A 13,724-nucleotide genomic window follows, 5' to 3' on the forward strand; every position below is an offset into this window, starting at 1 on the left:
AATTATGAAAAACAAGATGATTGTAACAATGTTGCTGATGGTGGTTGCCATCGCATCGGGCTTTGCCCAGGAACTTCCTCCCAAGCACAGGGGGATGCATCCCACACTGAAAGCTGATGGGACGGTAGTGGACGAGGCTGGAAAAACGCTGGGCTCCATTAAGAATGGGAAGGTTTGTGACGCGACGGGCCAGGTGATTGGTGTTATTGCTGACCATGGTGATGTTATGGCAGCGAACGGCAAGGGTATTGGGAAGATCCAGAAAGATGGGAGCTTCAAGTCTATGAAAGGCCATGTGGTCACAACGGATCCGGACGGCGTGGTGAAGGTGGCGGGAAAAGAAGTTGCCAAGGTCGAGGCGGGATATAAGGAGAAATCTCACGGCTGCGCATTGCATTGTTTTTTTAGTGCCGAAAATCCGGACGCTACAGAAATCGATAAAACCCTCAAGCCATAGCACACCTCTACACCAGACGCCCTTCTCTATTATATATATCAGACTCCTGACGCCGCTTGGAAAATTGGGTCGTTAGCACCAATTCGTTTGCTCGCTTTCCCTTAATTCTGTAAATCTTTTAAGGTTAAATACAACACCTCGGCGGCTGTGTTTTGTTTACTTTATAATAGTAAACACGAAAGCCAATTTTATGGAACACCGTCACGATCATTCTCCGGGCATGACCCAGGAGGCGCATACTCATCCCGTTCCGAAGCATAGTCATCACGATTCCATGCCAGGTCCGGTTGCACCCGGTCATTCAAATCACTCAGGGCACAGCCATCATGCTGGCATGATTGACGATTTTAAGAAGAGGTTTTATGTAGTGCTCGGGTTGACGGTGCCGATCATGGCGTTGTCGCCGATGATACGGCTTTGGCTGGGCATTGAGTGGGGGTTTCCGGGTTCGGACTATGTGTTGCTCCTGCTATCGACCTTTGTGTTCTTTTATGGGGGATGGCCCTTCCTGACGGGGTTGGTGGATGAAATTAAATCGAGATCGCTGGGGATGATGACGTTGGTGGCCGTGGCGATCACGGTGGCTTATGCGTATAGTGTGGCCATTGTGTTGGGATTGGAAGGAATGGACTTCTTTTGGGAATTGGCAACCCTGATCCTGATCATGTTGCTGGGTCATTGGATTGAGATGAAATCCATCATGAGTGCTTCGCGGGAATTGGAACTGCTCGTTCAGTTGATGCCTTCGGATGCGCACCTGGTGCACGGCGACCATGTGATGGATGTTAAAACCGAAACCCTGAAGGCGGACGACGTGATCCTGGTGAAGCCGGGCGAAAAGATCGCCGCCGACGGAGAAATTGTGGAAGGGAATAGTTTCTTGAATGAGTCGATGCTAACCGGCGAGTCAAGGCCGGTGGAGAAGAATGCTGGCGACAAGGTCATCGCGGGATCCATCAATGGAGAAGGAGCATTAAAGGTAAAGGTGACGCACGGTAGCAAAGACTCCTACCTGGCGCAAGTGATCAAACTGGTAACCGATGCACAAGACGCCAAATCCAAAACGCAATTGCTTGCCGACCGCGCCGCGAAATGGCTAACGCTGATCGCCCTGTTTTCCGGCGCTGCCACCTTCATAGTTTGGCTGGTGCTGGGAAAAGATCTCGCGTTCGCCATGGAAAGAATGGTGACGGTCATTGTGATTTGTTGTCCACACGCTCTGGGCCTGGCTGTGCCCTTGGTTGTAGCCCGGTCGACGGCCATCTCCGCGCAAAGCGGTTTGCTCATCAAGGACCGGACGGCCTTTGAAAATTCGCGCAAGATATCAACCCTGGTCTTCGACAAAACAGGAACGTTGACACGGGGAGAATTTAATGTGGTGCGCTATGAATCGCTGAACCAAGCCTATGGGAAAGACCAGGTTCTGGCCCTTGCCGCATCGCTCGAAGGAAATTCAGAACATCCCATTGCAACGGGGATCGTGAAAAAATCAAAGGAACTCAACCAAAAACTTCCTGCTTTAAAAGATTTCAAAGCCCTCACAGGCAAGGGCATCGAGGCCAGCATCGATGGCAAAGCAGTGAAGGTGGTGAGCCCACTCTTTTTAAGAGAAAATAATGTAGCAGAACCTGTCCCATCCACGCAAGCCGAAACCGTCGTCTACGTGATCGTCGACAATACCGTTGTGGGGTTTGTGGCGTTGGCCGATGAGATCCGCCCCGAGTCGGCCGAGGCCATTCGCGTGTTGCGCAGCCAGAACATCAAGACCCTCCTGCTCACGGGCGACAACCAGGCCGTAGCAAAAACGGTGAGCGACACGTTAGGCATGGATGGCTTTATGGCCGAAGTTCTCCCGCATCAAAAACTTGAAAAAATAAAGGACCTGCAAAGCAAAGGAGAGTTTGTCGCCATGACCGGCGATGGCGTAAACGACGCGCCTGCCCTGGCCCAGGCCGACGTCGGCATCGCCGTGGGTTCGGGATCCGACATTGCCGCAGAGACCTCCGACATCGTGCTGGTGAACAGCAACCCAAAAGACGTTGCCAACCTGATTCTGTTTGGCAAAGCCACCTATCGCAAAATGATTCAGAACCTGGCGTGGGCTACCGGATACAATGTCATTGCGCTACCATTGGCCGCCGGCGTTTTATACAGTGCCGGCGTCATGCTGAGCCCGGCAGTGGGCGCGGTGTTGATGAGCGTGAGCACGGTAGTGGTGGCAATTAATGCAAGAATGTTGAGAATAAAATAGGTGCATGGGTTGCTGGACTGGCCACCGCGCCACACCCTTTCTTACCATTACGCAATTCTTCACCGCTTTAACCTAAACATGATATCCGTCCGAAGCACATATTTTGTACCCTCCAACACTTCGGTTCCTTCGTGTTCCAGGTAGTGATAAAATATAAGCGCAGAGCCCTTTTGAGGCTCGACAACGACATCATTGAAAGTTGTTGCACCGCCCTTAAACTCATCGTTCAAATATATCATGAACGTGAAATAACTCGCTTCGTTACTATTCCGGATATAGCTTTGATCGCGATGCTTTTTGAATTGCTGCCCGGGTTGATACCTATAGAACCGAAATTGTTCATTAAGACCAACGGCAACGGATTCCCCGATTTCGCGCGGAGCATAAGATTTCACGTCTTCCCACAGGCGTTGGGCGAGTTCAAAGTCTTTATACACGACGCGGTTATTGTTTCTTACAAAATCTACCAGGCGCGGGCCATTGTCGGTTTGAATCGTCGCCGGTTCGTAGCCTAGGGCTTCGGTTTTTTGAATGTAATCGTCGCATTGGTCTGCGCTCCAGAAGTCTTCGATGAGGAAGATGTTCTTTTTTAGTTCAGTCGCTTTCATGGTGTTTGCTCGGTAAGCCGCTTCTTAATTAATATATCGTATTCTGTACTCCTGGGGAGTTCCATCTCGACGGTGAGTTGTTTCCGCGAAACGGTTATTTCCCTGTTGTCCATCGGGTTCACTGATGTTGTTTCCATGTCGGTGTAAAACAAGCCGACCCCGCGCTTTTGCCATGCGGGCAAATCATTGTAGTTAATGCCGACTTGAAAAAGCATTTCATTTTTTTCGGCGACCGATCGGCCTTCTAATTGTTTTGTCGCCTCGGATGCGGACAATCCTTTCTCTCTAAGTTTCCAATAGCACCAGGCATTGAGCGCATTGCGACTGGCATCCTCGCACCGCCACCGAAAGTAATCGACAACCAGGTCGTCGTTGGGGAGCGGAATGATGCGGCAATCGAATACACCCAGGGTCCCCAGGGCCTGCGTAAATCGTGCGCTGGCCTCGCCGGCCAAAATGGAGACGAGCTTCCTGGCTTTCCGGCCGAAACTGTTTTCGTTTTTGTCAAAGAGCAAGGAAATCTCATCGCTCCCCGTATAGCCATACGTTATTTTAAAACCCGCATCCATCAGGTGTTTCGTGGTTTCGATCATGGCGTCTCTAAAACGCAAATCAAAGGGCCGTTCAAGGTCTAGCCTCTCTTTGGTGAGCTTCGTAAATCCGCGGCCATCCAGTCGCGCAATAATATAGAGTCCGGGCAATACGAGTTGATCCATGTTTTGCTCGAAAACACGCATCTTTTTGTCTAACATTTCAAACTTCATCATTCCAAGGGTTTATTTGAAATTGGTCATTTTCTAGCCTTACATAAAACAATTTATCAAAGCCCTCGTCATACGACGGCAGCTCCAAAGCTTTGTGTTTGGCGATTACGCCAACCTTGTTAATTTTTCCCTTACCCGACCGGGCCTCATTTCGCTGCAGGCACACCTCCAGTCGTGACTCAAAATAGTAACCGGTCAATGCAAATTTGTTTCGCTTTGCTTCGGCGATGTAGGTGGCTCGTTCCACTTTGGTCACGTTGGTGTTGTCCAGCACCATTCTTTGTTGAAGAGAAAAAGCTAGCTCCATGAACCGCCGTTCCTTATTCCGGGTGTTGAGCAGGTCAAGGCTTATGCGTACGTGTGTATCGAACAAATTTTTCTTATAGAAGCTGCTCTTACCACTGCCAGGGATTCCTATCAACATGATCATTTCCATATTCAAATGCATTAAATAAAAAAGCCCGGGCGTTTTAGACGACCCGGGCTTTGTTGTATTGTTATACGTATTTAAACCATATAGTATGTGCAACGCCGGGTATAGATCATTCCCCAATGGGCATGTTCGTTGAAACTAAGTCCGTTGATACTGCGTTGTAATGACATCGTAGAACAAAAGTAGTCTAAGTTTTTAAACTATCTTTTTGATTTATCGAAAAAAGTTATCTTATCTTTGATTACCGAAACAAAAAAAATGAAATCTGGTCGCATCACATCGATAAATCCCAACCTGCAGCATGAATGTTGTATGGCTTCGATGCGTTTTGTCCGGATGAGTGTATTATGATATAGATCGTACAACGAATATAATACAAGCCCCGGGCAATTTGTCCGGGGCTTTTTGTTTGTTAACACTTCTTTATTGAGAAGGAGTGGATGGTCTTTGTTAGAAAAATGTCGGCGTACCCAAGTGGTCTAAGGGGTCTCTCTGCAAAAGAGATATTCATCGGTTCGAATCCGATCGCTGACTCCATCGCATTGAATAGATTCAAATGCTTTCGTTAGCGCCAAAATTTCCACCATTTCTTCTGCCCAATCGACTTACTTTTCATTTTCTCGGCAGCGACATTCATTGGCGAAGGAGCCTCAGCCAAAGCTTTTCTTACAAATGAAGAAATCTTGAATTGTGGGTCTTTACTTTCGGCCAGAATTTCCAAGAGAAGTTCGTTTGCCTCGCTCTTTATCTCCGCCATGATGGCGTCTATTTCACGATCGAACCAGTCATCATCCAGGTAATATTTATAGTATCCCAAGTGCAAAAGAAAAGGGAACTCCTCATCCCCCAGCCTGCAGAATTCGCTTAAGATCCTGCGGGTTGAGTCTTTTCCTTCAATGATCTCCCTTAAGTTCAACGTTATCTTCCACAGCAAAAATTCGTCCCGGTCAAAGTAGGGAAGTAACGCGCTGCTGAATTGAGCCAGCGCGTGATCTTGATTGTAGTTGAACGCATAGGCCTCCAGTACTACACTTTCATTCATCTGGTCCGACAATGCATCGTTAGCATAAAGCCAGGACTCAAAGTCTTTCAACGACAGCTGTCTTTCGATGGTCAGAAAGATCTTTTCCTTCATTTCCTGTGGGATGGTCATATCGCTTAACCTTTAGAAGGACAAATATCAAAAGCAAGTACGCAGTCTTTTTGCGCAGATTTATTTTTTTTGGACATTTATCCATTCCCAGGTGACTTTAATGATGCCTGCGCATTACTTATCCAGTATCTATCATCATGTTACGACATAAACCGAAAAGAAAATTGCTCCTGCCTGCGGGTATTGTAAGCTTGTCGCTATTGTCATTTTTGTGTATCGAATTTATTCATCAACAGTTGGTGCGTAAAAACTGGCTTCGGGCACTGGAACTCGTGACTTGGAATCCTCGCGGGGACGAAATCACTCCCGACCCTGCTATGGAAGATAAATTTATGAAGATCAGATTGACGGGCGCCGTTGATGACGCAGACAAACTGCGCTTTGTCAAACAGACGATCCACCAACGCTTGCAAGAAAATGACACTACGACAGGTTTCGAACTTACATTTGGAGATCACGTAAAGTATGGGACCTTCGTGCAATTGGCCAGCCTTTGCAAGGCCGAGGATGTGCAATCCGTTTTTTTCCGTAATGGCAAGTTTCGGATCTATAATGTTCATCCGCGGCCTGGCCGTCATAGGTTGTTTTACGATTACGAACCCTACCTTAGGCCGGAAGACAAGCTGTTCAATTTCAAAAGGATTTTATCCACTCGTTTCACGTGGTGCCTGGCGTTGCTATTTCTGTTTGTTATGTTGATCGTCGCAGCTACTCGAAAAATAATAAAGCTGGTCTGAATAGCTTGCTAAGAAATCCCAAGGGTGGACAGGAAATCGTCCATTGAAAAAAATGGTGTAATTATCGACATCGTTAACAAGATTCCCCTGTTAAAACAAAAATAGCTTTTTCACTATCCTGGCCCTCATCTTAAGGTATGCCCTGCGAAACTCCGGCGCCGAACCTCTCAAACCCGTGTTGCAAAAAATGGCGACGGTCATATCTTGTTTGAGGAAGTAGTATAGGTCGGTGGTGACACCAATGCCTCGTCCTGAATGTCCCATCAACAAGCCATAGGGAAACGATTTGTCTGCCATTAGCCCCAGGCCGTAATCGGGCTTGCGGGCATTGTTCCAGGTCTGCATTTCTTTTAGCAATTTCTCATTCAAAATTTTGCCTTTCATCAGCGCTTGCAGGAATTGTGCGGCCTCCTCTATCGGAGCATATACGCCGTCGTCGCCGGCAAACCAGTTGGTTGTTTCGATGGTCTGTGCGGTGAGATCTTCCATCACGCCATCCTGATTTAAATCGCCATAGTAGTTCACATTTTTTTGGGGTGGGGTTTGGCGATAGTATGTGTTTGAAAAACCATGTTGATGGATCAGTTCGCGCAGATAATCTGAATGACCTTCAGGAGTCACTCTATCGACAATCATGGCCAGCAGCAAATAGTTTGTGCTGCTGTAGTCATACTTCTCGCCCGGCTTAAAAAGCGCGGGTTTGCCAAAGACATACCTTCGCAAGGCATCCAAATGACTCAGGGTATCCAGTTTTAGTTGCCCCGAAATATATTGCCGCACCAATTCAGGATCGTTTTCATAGTTGACAAATCCGGATGCGTGTCGCAGCAAATGCCGGAGCGTTACCTCGGTGGCGTTGGGCAGGTGCTCTATGATCTCCCCAGGCAGGTAGCCCGCTATTTTGTCGTCCAATTTCAGCCTCCCCTCTTCCACCAATTTTAGCACGGCCACCGCATTGTACATCTTTCCGATGCTCGCCAATGAAAAAATGTTATCCCTTTGGAGACGTGTCTTCGTTTCCAGGTTTGCATATCCGGAAGTGATTATCCATTCGTCATGTTTCGGACTTTGGATATAGACTACTACGCCGGCGAGTTGGTCGCGGGTGGCTTGATCCAGATATTTCTGGATCTTCTTATACTTTCCAGGAGGCCCGTTTTCCGAAAGTCCCTGTGGCGTAATGGCGAGCGACAGTAATCCGATGAGCCCTAAAGTGATTAACCTTTTCTTCATGACCGCTTTTATGGTTTGGTGAAAAAACGGCTTTCTGATGCACCATGCATGGAGAAAAACAGAAAAGGAAGTGAGTTGCTATTCTTTTCAGCCCGAATTGCTATTGTACCATTTTCGAAAAGCAGCCGCTTTGGGCCGGCTCACAGTGAAGCCAACGTCAAGGGGCTGCTTGATGGTGAGCTGGATCTTCCCGAACGTGGATGTCGATATGCTGCTGATCATTTCGCGATGGAGAATCGCGTCGCGGGTTACCTGGAAAAACAAATAGCCCGGCAGCTGTGCGGCAAGTTGACTTAGCGTGCCGGGGAATACACCGCATTCGCCGGCGCTAGAATACAGCCGTACGGTACCGAAGGCTATTCTTGCCATCCGTATGGCTTGAATTTCCATGTTGATCTTGCTGACGCCTTTTTGTATTTCGATGCTCTGCGGGAATCCGGTCATGCTCTTCCTCAGGTCTTCGGCCATTTTCGCGGACGCCGACGCCTTGCTTTCGGCGCGGACCCAGCGCGTATAGAAATGAGTTCCCCATTTTACCAACGTCAGCGTCATGGCCAGACAGAGCGTGACGAGATTGATGACGAGCAATTCTTTCCAGGAAAAAAATCCCTTTTGCGCAATCCACATATAGCCACTCCCGAGCATGTTCAGCAGGATTAAAAGCAAAAGGGAGATGAATAAAAAGTGGGTGATCAAACGCTTTCGCGGATTTTCCAGCCAGGTGATCTTTCTTTCGAGCCTGCGGTCGATGTACCCGTTGCATTCGGTGATGGGAATGGATAAAATGCATGCCGCGACAAATTCGCTGGGAATAATCTCAAAAGCATTGGGATTGAACAGGAAATTAATGGCCACATTGGCTGTACAGCCCAGGAAAACCGGCTCTAAGATCCTTCGCAGCATCATCTTGCTTTCGATAATTTTTTCTGAAATTCAGAAAGTAAAGTCTTCTTTACAAAAGCTCCGTTCAAAATCGGCGTTCTCGTTCCTTGCCAAACCTGGGTGCCTACCTTCTCATCCGTAATCGTAAAGTTCTGAAGCGTCCATTAGATATAAACGCATAAAGACCTCAAGCGAATTCGTGATCACCTTAAACCTTCCACGATCGGGTATGATGCCAATGACATACGTCCCGTCCGCTCGCAACTCTATTCCGTACCACCAGCTCTTGTGCATGTATTCGGCAAAAACAATTATGTTTTTAGGAAGGCCGGGTTCATCAAACTCTTCACGCACGGTTACCAGAACGTCTATCGGATAAAATAAAAAACCTTCGGAATCCATTTCGTTCGGGTAAAGGTTTGACATACCGTTCAGCTTAGAATAGAACACTCGAAAATCGGCCGGGAGACGTAAACCCTCCGGACCTAGGGCTGTTTCTTTCCAGGAAACAGGAACCGTTTCAATGCCCTGATCCTTCCAAAACTCCCTCAGTTCGTCCAAAAGGCCGTTAAATTCAATGGATCCCCTGGTTTTTGCGAATCCCCACATTTTATTTATTTTTGTTACTAAGATATTTATTTACTAAGATACTTAGCCCATGACTAAATCTCTGGACCCCCAAGACCTTCAACATTTCCGGGCCATCAGCAGGCAGTATTCCGACACCTCTATATTAATGCACGAAGCCATCGCCCGAAAAGCGGGCCTTTCGGGCACGGACCACAAATATTTAGGGCTACTCATGGAGAAGGGCGAAACCACCGCCGGAGAACTTTCCCGGTTAACGGGGCTAACGACAGGAGCGGTTACCGGGTTGATCGATCGACTGGAAAAGAAAAAATTGGTCAAAAGACAATTCGACAAGGACGACCGGCGAAAAGTGATCATTGTTCCAAATACTCAAAACACCATGAAACTCTTGGAACCCCTTTTTGCCGAGCTCCAGGAAAAGACGACAAACCTTATTTCGTCATTCTCGAAAAGTGAAATTCAGATCGTTGAAAAATATTTTCTGTCCGCCATACAAGTCATGAGCGACGTCACGAACCATTTAAATCATGAATAACATTACCGCAAACTATTTGTCCCGGGCCGAAGTCTGGCTGTTCATAACCACCCTCGCTTATTTTCTAATGAACGGTGCCCAAATTTTTGAGACCGCCGTGATCGTCCCCAAATGGACGGCCGCTCCCCCCGAATCGTTTCAAATATTCAAAGGCAAACATGGGCTCGACTTCAAAGCGTTCTGGATTGTCACGCATTCCCTTCATGAGATCACCTTCATTCTTGCCATCATCTTTTGTTGGAAATTAGATCCGATACGGAACTGGCTTTTAATTCTTTTCGCGATCCACTTTGCCGTAAGAGTGTGGACGCTCGTCTACTTTGCACCCAACATCATTGAATTTCAAAAAATAGCCAACCACGCAAACCAGGAAACCGATCTACTAAGCCGAACCACGCTTTGGCGGACATTGAACTATCTCCGCGTCGGCATTTTCATCGCCGTTTCCGTGGGATTAATTCCGTTATGTATGAGGATTATGAATTTGAGATCAAGTGTGTCCTGACCGTCGAATATCAATTCATAAAAACAAAATCTCAATTAACAATGGCGCGGGTCATCGCGCTATTCATTTCGAAGGGCATCCACCGGGTTGGCAATCGCCGCTTTTGCCACCTGAAAGACCACTGTTAACAACGCCATGCACAGCACGCAGACGGCGGTGGCAACAAAGAGGGTCCACTTCAGCTCGGTGTGATAGGCGTATCCTTCCAGCAATTGCTCCATCAGGAAGTAAGCCACCGGGCAACCGATCGCCGATGCCACCACACTGAGTTTAACAAAGTCGACCGTCATCATCGACACGATGCCGGCGACAGAGGCTCCCAGCACTTTGCGGATGCTGATTTCTTTCTTCTTCCGCTCGGCGGTAAAGGCCGCCAAACCCAGCAGGCCAAGACCTGAAATGATGATGGCCATCACAGTGAATCCCAGCGCCAGTGAACCGGTCACTTTTTCATTGTTGTAAAGTTTTTCAAAATCATCGTCCAGAAAGGAGTAGGTGAAGGGAAACTGTGCATCGTACTTCTTGTAAATACTCTCCAGGTTTTTCACGACCGGTTGGAGTTGATTGGGTTCGAATCGAACGAAGACCTGATGTCCCCAGGAGCCATTGCACATAAAAACAATAGGATCAATATCCTGATGTAAGGACTGGCTGTGAAAATCCTTCACCACTCCAATGATGGTGCCCGGTATTCCCCATTGCACGATCCGGGTGCCCACGGGCTCCTTCAAATTCATGATCTGCGCGGCGCGTTCACTGATCACAAACGTGCTGGTGTCATTGTGCGCTTTGTTAAAGAACCTGCCGTCGAGCAATTTCAAATCCATGGTCTCCAGAAAATCATAGTCGACCACCACGGTCCTGAAAAACACATTGCTGTTTGCCGGTTTGCCTGGCCATTCCACCGATCCGTTTTGATTGTTGACCTGCACGAGACTGTTGTCGGCACGCGAAACCAGTTTGATCCCGGGATATCCCAGCGCTTCCGTTTTGAAAGCATCAAAGCGCTTTGTCATGTCGCCCCGCATGCTGAAGGTCAGCACCGCCTGACGGTTGTAGCCCAGATCTTTGTTGCGTATGAAGTCGATCTGCGAGTAGATGACCAGCGAGCTGGCAATCAATATCACAGTCAACGCAAACTGAAAGACCACGAGCCCCCTCCTCAACGCCGATCCCGTGACCTGCAGGTGCGAGGAATTCTTCAATACATTGGCGGGTTGGTGCGACGACAGGAAAAATGCCGGGTAACTTCCCGCCAACAACCCGGTGACGATGACGATGGTCAACAGGCTCACCAGGAAAACCGGATCCGCAAAATTGATCTCGATCTGTTTGTTCACCAGCACATTGAACAGTGGCAACATGAGGGTCACAAAAACCAAGGCCAGCACCGTAGCGATCAGGCTGATGATGGTTGACTCTGCGATGAATTGAAAAACAAGCGACGAGCGAGGCGCCCCCACCACTTTGCGAACCCCTACTTCCTTTGCGCGCGTAGCCGCCTTGGCCGTAGCCATGTTCATGAAATTGATACAGGCAATGACCAGGATGAAGATGGCTACGATGGAAAAGATCTTCACGTATTTTATCCTGCCACCCACCGGCTTCCCGTCCTGATATTGGCTGTTGAGATAATAGTCCGAGAAAGGCTGCATATAATATGACACGCCCGCCTCCTCGCTAGCCTTTTTTGCGCTTGCGTTGATCTTTGCCAGTGCGTCGTCTGCCTGGGCAGGATCATTGAGCTTCACGTAGGTGGGGTGATCAAAGTCGCCCCAGTTGAAACCTTCGCCCCTTTCTTTCTTATAAATTTCAAACGGGAGGATGCAGTCAAATTGAAGCGATGATTTTGTTCCCGCGTCTTCGAACACGGCGCCGACAACGAGGTCAAGTTTGTGATTGACACTCACGGTCTTGCCCAGCGGATTATCATGACCAAACAATTTCGTCGCCAGTTTTTGCGAGATGGAGATCGTTGAAATATCAGAGGAGTCCTGATTCGGTCTCCCCTGTTTTATGGTAAAGCTGAAGAAATTGAAGAAATCGGCGTCGGCATAATAGCCCGTCTCCATAAAACTCTTGTCGCCGTATTGGAAGAGCACGGAGCCCGTGCCCATGGTGCGAACAACGGTTTGCACCTCCGGCACATTCTGCTTGATGTTTTCGGCCAGGGGACCGGGTGTGGCAACCCAGGTTAGAATTTCACCCTTGTTGAATTCCAGGTTGGCCAAAACCTGGAAGATCTTTTCGCCGTCGTGATGAAATTTGTCCTTACTCCATTCATCGCGAACCCACAGGTAGATGAACAGCGTGCACACCAATCCAGCGGCAAGCCCGAGAACATTGATCAACGAATAGAGTCGCTGGCGCATGAAATTGCGGAAGGCTACGGCGAGAAAATTCTTTAGCATAGGGGAAGCGTTAAACGGAATCCAAATTAAATATTATTTTGCTGAACTGGCTGTTCGTTTTGGGACAATTTTGTTGCCCCCGGAGACATACTCCATCGAACCTGGCGCGTCTGCCGAAAACAACGGGATGGATTCTGACCGGGCTGCCGGAAATCAAATCGCTACACTTGGCTGCCCAGCAATTAATGTCTGCACAAATCCCAAGAAATCTTTCGGGACCCCGAATAAGTCAGCATCGTTTATGCAAATATTTTTCATTTACAAAAACAAAAAGGGCCTTGACGGCCCTTTTTGTTTTCTGTGTCATAGCACATCAGGCTCTTTGATTCAGCCAGTCCAGGATGTCGCCCATAACCACTTCTTTATCCAGGTCATTCAGCATGTCGTGATAATGTCCTTCGTAGATTTTTAATGTTTTATCCGTCGAGCTCGCTTGCTTGTAGAAGAACTCACTCCCACTGGGTTTTGTGGCTTTGTCCAGAGAGCCGTGAATAATAAATAAGGGAACCTGAATGTTGGAAAATTCTTTCTTCAGACGTTCATCCGCCACCGCCAGCTGCTGCACCGTCCGTGTCGGTTGCACTTCGTGTGCAATCAACGGATCATTGTTCATGGATTCTACTGCGGTCGCATCGCGCGAAAAATCTTCATTCTTCAACTTCAGCACATGGGCATGTGGCGCCAAATGACTCAGGCCTTTTAATACGGCGATGGCAAAATCGGGAGCCGGCACCTGGTAGGCAAAACTTTCACAAATGAATCCGTTCACGCGGTCCTGGTGCGCCAACATATAGAGACAGGAGAGTACGCCGCCTGCGCTATGTCCCAACACAAAAACGGGCAAACCAGGATGTGTCGCTTTGACGATCGAAACCAGCTGATCTACATCGCCTACGAATTCGTTCATGTCTTCAATGTAAAAACGCTCTCCATCCGAGTTGCCCCGGCCACGCAAATCCAACGCATAGGCTTCATAGCCACTGTCGACCAATTGGTCGGCCGTCCATTGATAGTATCCGCTGTGTGAGTTGAATCCATGTACGATCACCACCACAGCTTTGGGGCTGTCGGCAGTTTTCCAATGACGATAAAATACTTTTTGTCCGTTGCTTACATCGAAGGTTGCGGAAAGGGGTTGTGTTAGGGTTTGCATATAATGTGGTT

General features: G+C 48.2%; 14 protein-coding genes and 1 tRNA gene. 6 read left to right on the forward strand and 9 right to left on the reverse strand.

Annotated elements, in window-relative coordinates:
* Positions 1 to 4: 4 nt before the first annotated feature.
* Positions 5 to 457, forward strand: coding sequence for a 5-fold beta-flower protein (locus tag BUB30_RS13485; protein ID WP_073134403.1), 453 nt, complete (start codon positions 5 to 7; stop codon positions 455 to 457).
* Between the two features lie 190 nt (positions 458 to 647).
* Positions 648 to 2,708, forward strand: a complete 2,061-nt coding sequence (locus tag BUB30_RS13490; RefSeq protein ID WP_394333995.1) for a copper-translocating P-type ATPase — start codon at positions 648 to 650, stop codon at positions 2,706 to 2,708.
* A gap of 59 nt (positions 2,709 to 2,767) precedes the next feature.
* Here the strand turns inward: BUB30_RS13490 and BUB30_RS13495 are convergent, their stop codons facing one another.
* Genes BUB30_RS13495 through BUB30_RS13505 form a run of 3 tightly spaced genes read right to left on the reverse strand, consistent with a single transcriptional unit; the run spans position 2,768 to position 4,504 of the window.
* Positions 2,768 to 3,316: a prolyl hydroxylase family protein gene (locus BUB30_RS13495; RefSeq protein WP_073134406.1), complete on the reverse strand. Its 549-nt coding sequence runs from the start codon at positions 3,314 to 3,316 to the stop codon at positions 2,768 to 2,770.
* Positions 3,313 to 4,083, reverse strand: coding sequence for a tRNA(His) guanylyltransferase Thg1 family protein (locus BUB30_RS13500; RefSeq protein WP_245804084.1), 771 nt, complete (start codon positions 4,081 to 4,083; stop codon positions 3,313 to 3,315). Before BUB30_RS13500 ends, BUB30_RS13495 begins: the two co-directional genes overlap by 4 nt.
* Positions 4,070 to 4,504: an AAA family ATPase gene (locus BUB30_RS13505; protein WP_221408698.1), complete on the reverse strand. Its 435-nt coding sequence runs from the start codon at positions 4,502 to 4,504 to the stop codon at positions 4,070 to 4,072. Before BUB30_RS13505 ends, BUB30_RS13500 begins: the two co-directional genes overlap by 14 nt.
* A gap of 469 nt (positions 4,505 to 4,973) precedes the next feature.
* Here BUB30_RS13505 and BUB30_RS13510 point away from each other — a divergent pair.
* Positions 4,974 to 5,050, forward strand: a tRNA-Cys gene (locus BUB30_RS13510).
* 28 nt (positions 5,051 to 5,078) lie between these two features.
* Here BUB30_RS13510 and BUB30_RS13515 read toward each other — a convergent pair.
* Entirely contained in the window at positions 5,079 to 5,648 is a 570-nt protein-coding gene (locus BUB30_RS13515; protein ID WP_143164894.1) for a hypothetical protein, read from the reverse strand.
* Positions 5,649 to 5,803: 155 nt separating this feature from the next.
* Here BUB30_RS13515 and BUB30_RS13520 point away from each other — a divergent pair, with 155 nt between their 5' ends.
* Positions 5,804 to 6,403, forward strand: a complete 600-nt coding sequence (locus BUB30_RS13520; RefSeq protein ID WP_073134411.1) for a hypothetical protein — start codon at positions 5,804 to 5,806, stop codon at positions 6,401 to 6,403.
* A gap of 90 nt (positions 6,404 to 6,493) precedes the next feature.
* Here BUB30_RS13520 and BUB30_RS13525 read toward each other — a convergent pair whose 3' ends face one another.
* The 3 genes from BUB30_RS13525 to BUB30_RS13535 form a co-directional block, all read right to left on the reverse strand.
* Positions 6,494 to 7,636, reverse strand: a complete 1,143-nt coding sequence (locus BUB30_RS13525; RefSeq protein WP_073134412.1) for a serine hydrolase domain-containing protein — start codon at positions 7,634 to 7,636, stop codon at positions 6,494 to 6,496.
* An 87-nt stretch (positions 7,637 to 7,723) separates the two neighbouring features.
* Positions 7,724 to 8,542 (reverse strand): LytTR family DNA-binding domain-containing protein, encoded by an 819-nt coding sequence (locus BUB30_RS13530; protein WP_073134414.1) that lies wholly within the window; start codon positions 8,540 to 8,542, stop codon positions 7,724 to 7,726.
* Between the two features lie 108 nt (positions 8,543 to 8,650).
* Positions 8,651 to 9,127, reverse strand: coding sequence for an SMI1/KNR4 family protein (locus tag BUB30_RS13535; RefSeq protein ID WP_073134415.1), 477 nt, complete (start codon positions 9,125 to 9,127; stop codon positions 8,651 to 8,653).
* 49 nt (positions 9,128 to 9,176) lie between these two features.
* Between BUB30_RS13535 and BUB30_RS13540 the strand changes: the two genes are divergently transcribed.
* Entirely contained in the window at positions 9,177 to 9,644 is a 468-nt protein-coding gene (locus BUB30_RS13540) for a MarR family winged helix-turn-helix transcriptional regulator (RefSeq protein ID WP_073134417.1), read from the forward strand.
* Positions 9,637 to 10,149, forward strand: a complete 513-nt coding sequence (locus BUB30_RS13545; RefSeq protein WP_073134419.1) for a transposase — start codon at positions 9,637 to 9,639, stop codon at positions 10,147 to 10,149. Before BUB30_RS13540 ends, BUB30_RS13545 begins: the two co-directional genes overlap by 8 nt.
* Before the next feature lie 59 nt (positions 10,150 to 10,208).
* Here the strand turns inward: BUB30_RS13545 and BUB30_RS13550 are convergent, their stop codons facing one another.
* Both BUB30_RS13550 and BUB30_RS13555 read right to left on the reverse strand, forming a co-directional pair.
* Positions 10,209 to 12,560, reverse strand: coding sequence for an ABC transporter permease (locus BUB30_RS13550; RefSeq protein ID WP_073134421.1), 2,352 nt, complete (start codon positions 12,558 to 12,560; stop codon positions 10,209 to 10,211).
* Positions 12,561 to 12,873: 313 nt separating this feature from the next.
* Positions 12,874 to 13,713: an alpha/beta hydrolase gene (locus tag BUB30_RS13555; protein ID WP_073134423.1), complete on the reverse strand. Its 840-nt coding sequence runs from the start codon at positions 13,711 to 13,713 to the stop codon at positions 12,874 to 12,876.
* Positions 13,714 to 13,724: the final 11 nt, after the last annotated feature.

It is taken from the genome of Chryseolinea serpens (assembly GCF_900129725.1).
Taxonomy (GTDB): Bacteria; Bacteroidota; Bacteroidia; order Cytophagales; family Cyclobacteriaceae; genus Chryseolinea; species Chryseolinea serpens.

What these genes read in the sequence shown, in the direction of transcription:
- BUB30_RS13485 (WP_073134403.1), top strand. Translation starts at nt 5, where the DNA reads ATGAAAAACAAGATGATTGTAACAATGTTGCTGATGGTGGTTGCCATC.
- BUB30_RS13490 (WP_394333995.1), top strand. Translation starts at nt 648, where the DNA reads ATGGAACACCGTCACGATCATTCTCCGGGCATGACCCAGGAGGCGCAT.
- BUB30_RS13495 (WP_073134406.1), bottom strand. Translation starts at nt 3,316, where the DNA reads ATGAAAGCGACTGAACTAAAAAAGAACATCTTCCTCATCGAAGACTTC.
- BUB30_RS13500 (WP_245804084.1), bottom strand. Translation starts at nt 4,083, where the DNA reads ATGATGAAGTTTGAAATGTTAGACAAAAAGATGCGTGTTTTCGAGCAA.
- BUB30_RS13505 (WP_221408698.1), bottom strand. Translation starts at nt 4,504, where the DNA reads ATGTTGATAGGAATCCCTGGCAGTGGTAAGAGCAGCTTCTATAAGAAA.
- BUB30_RS13515 (WP_143164894.1), bottom strand. Translation starts at nt 5,648, where the DNA reads ATGAAGGAAAAGATCTTTCTGACCATCGAAAGACAGCTGTCGTTGAAA.
- BUB30_RS13520 (WP_073134411.1), top strand. Translation starts at nt 5,804, where the DNA reads ATGTTACGACATAAACCGAAAAGAAAATTGCTCCTGCCTGCGGGTATT.
- BUB30_RS13525 (WP_073134412.1), bottom strand. Translation starts at nt 7,636, where the DNA reads ATGAAGAAAAGGTTAATCACTTTAGGGCTCATCGGATTACTGTCGCTC.
- BUB30_RS13530 (WP_073134414.1), bottom strand. Translation starts at nt 8,542, where the DNA reads ATGATGCTGCGAAGGATCTTAGAGCCGGTTTTCCTGGGCTGTACAGCC.
- BUB30_RS13535 (WP_073134415.1), bottom strand. Translation starts at nt 9,127, where the DNA reads ATGTGGGGATTCGCAAAAACCAGGGGATCCATTGAATTTAACGGCCTT.
- BUB30_RS13540 (WP_073134417.1), top strand. Translation starts at nt 9,177, where the DNA reads ATGACTAAATCTCTGGACCCCCAAGACCTTCAACATTTCCGGGCCATC.
- BUB30_RS13545 (WP_073134419.1), top strand. Translation starts at nt 9,637, where the DNA reads ATGAATAACATTACCGCAAACTATTTGTCCCGGGCCGAAGTCTGGCTG.
- BUB30_RS13550 (WP_073134421.1), bottom strand. Translation starts at nt 12,560, where the DNA reads ATGCTAAAGAATTTTCTCGCCGTAGCCTTCCGCAATTTCATGCGCCAG.
- BUB30_RS13555 (WP_073134423.1), bottom strand. Translation starts at nt 13,713, where the DNA reads ATGCAAACCCTAACACAACCCCTTTCCGCAACCTTCGATGTAAGCAAC.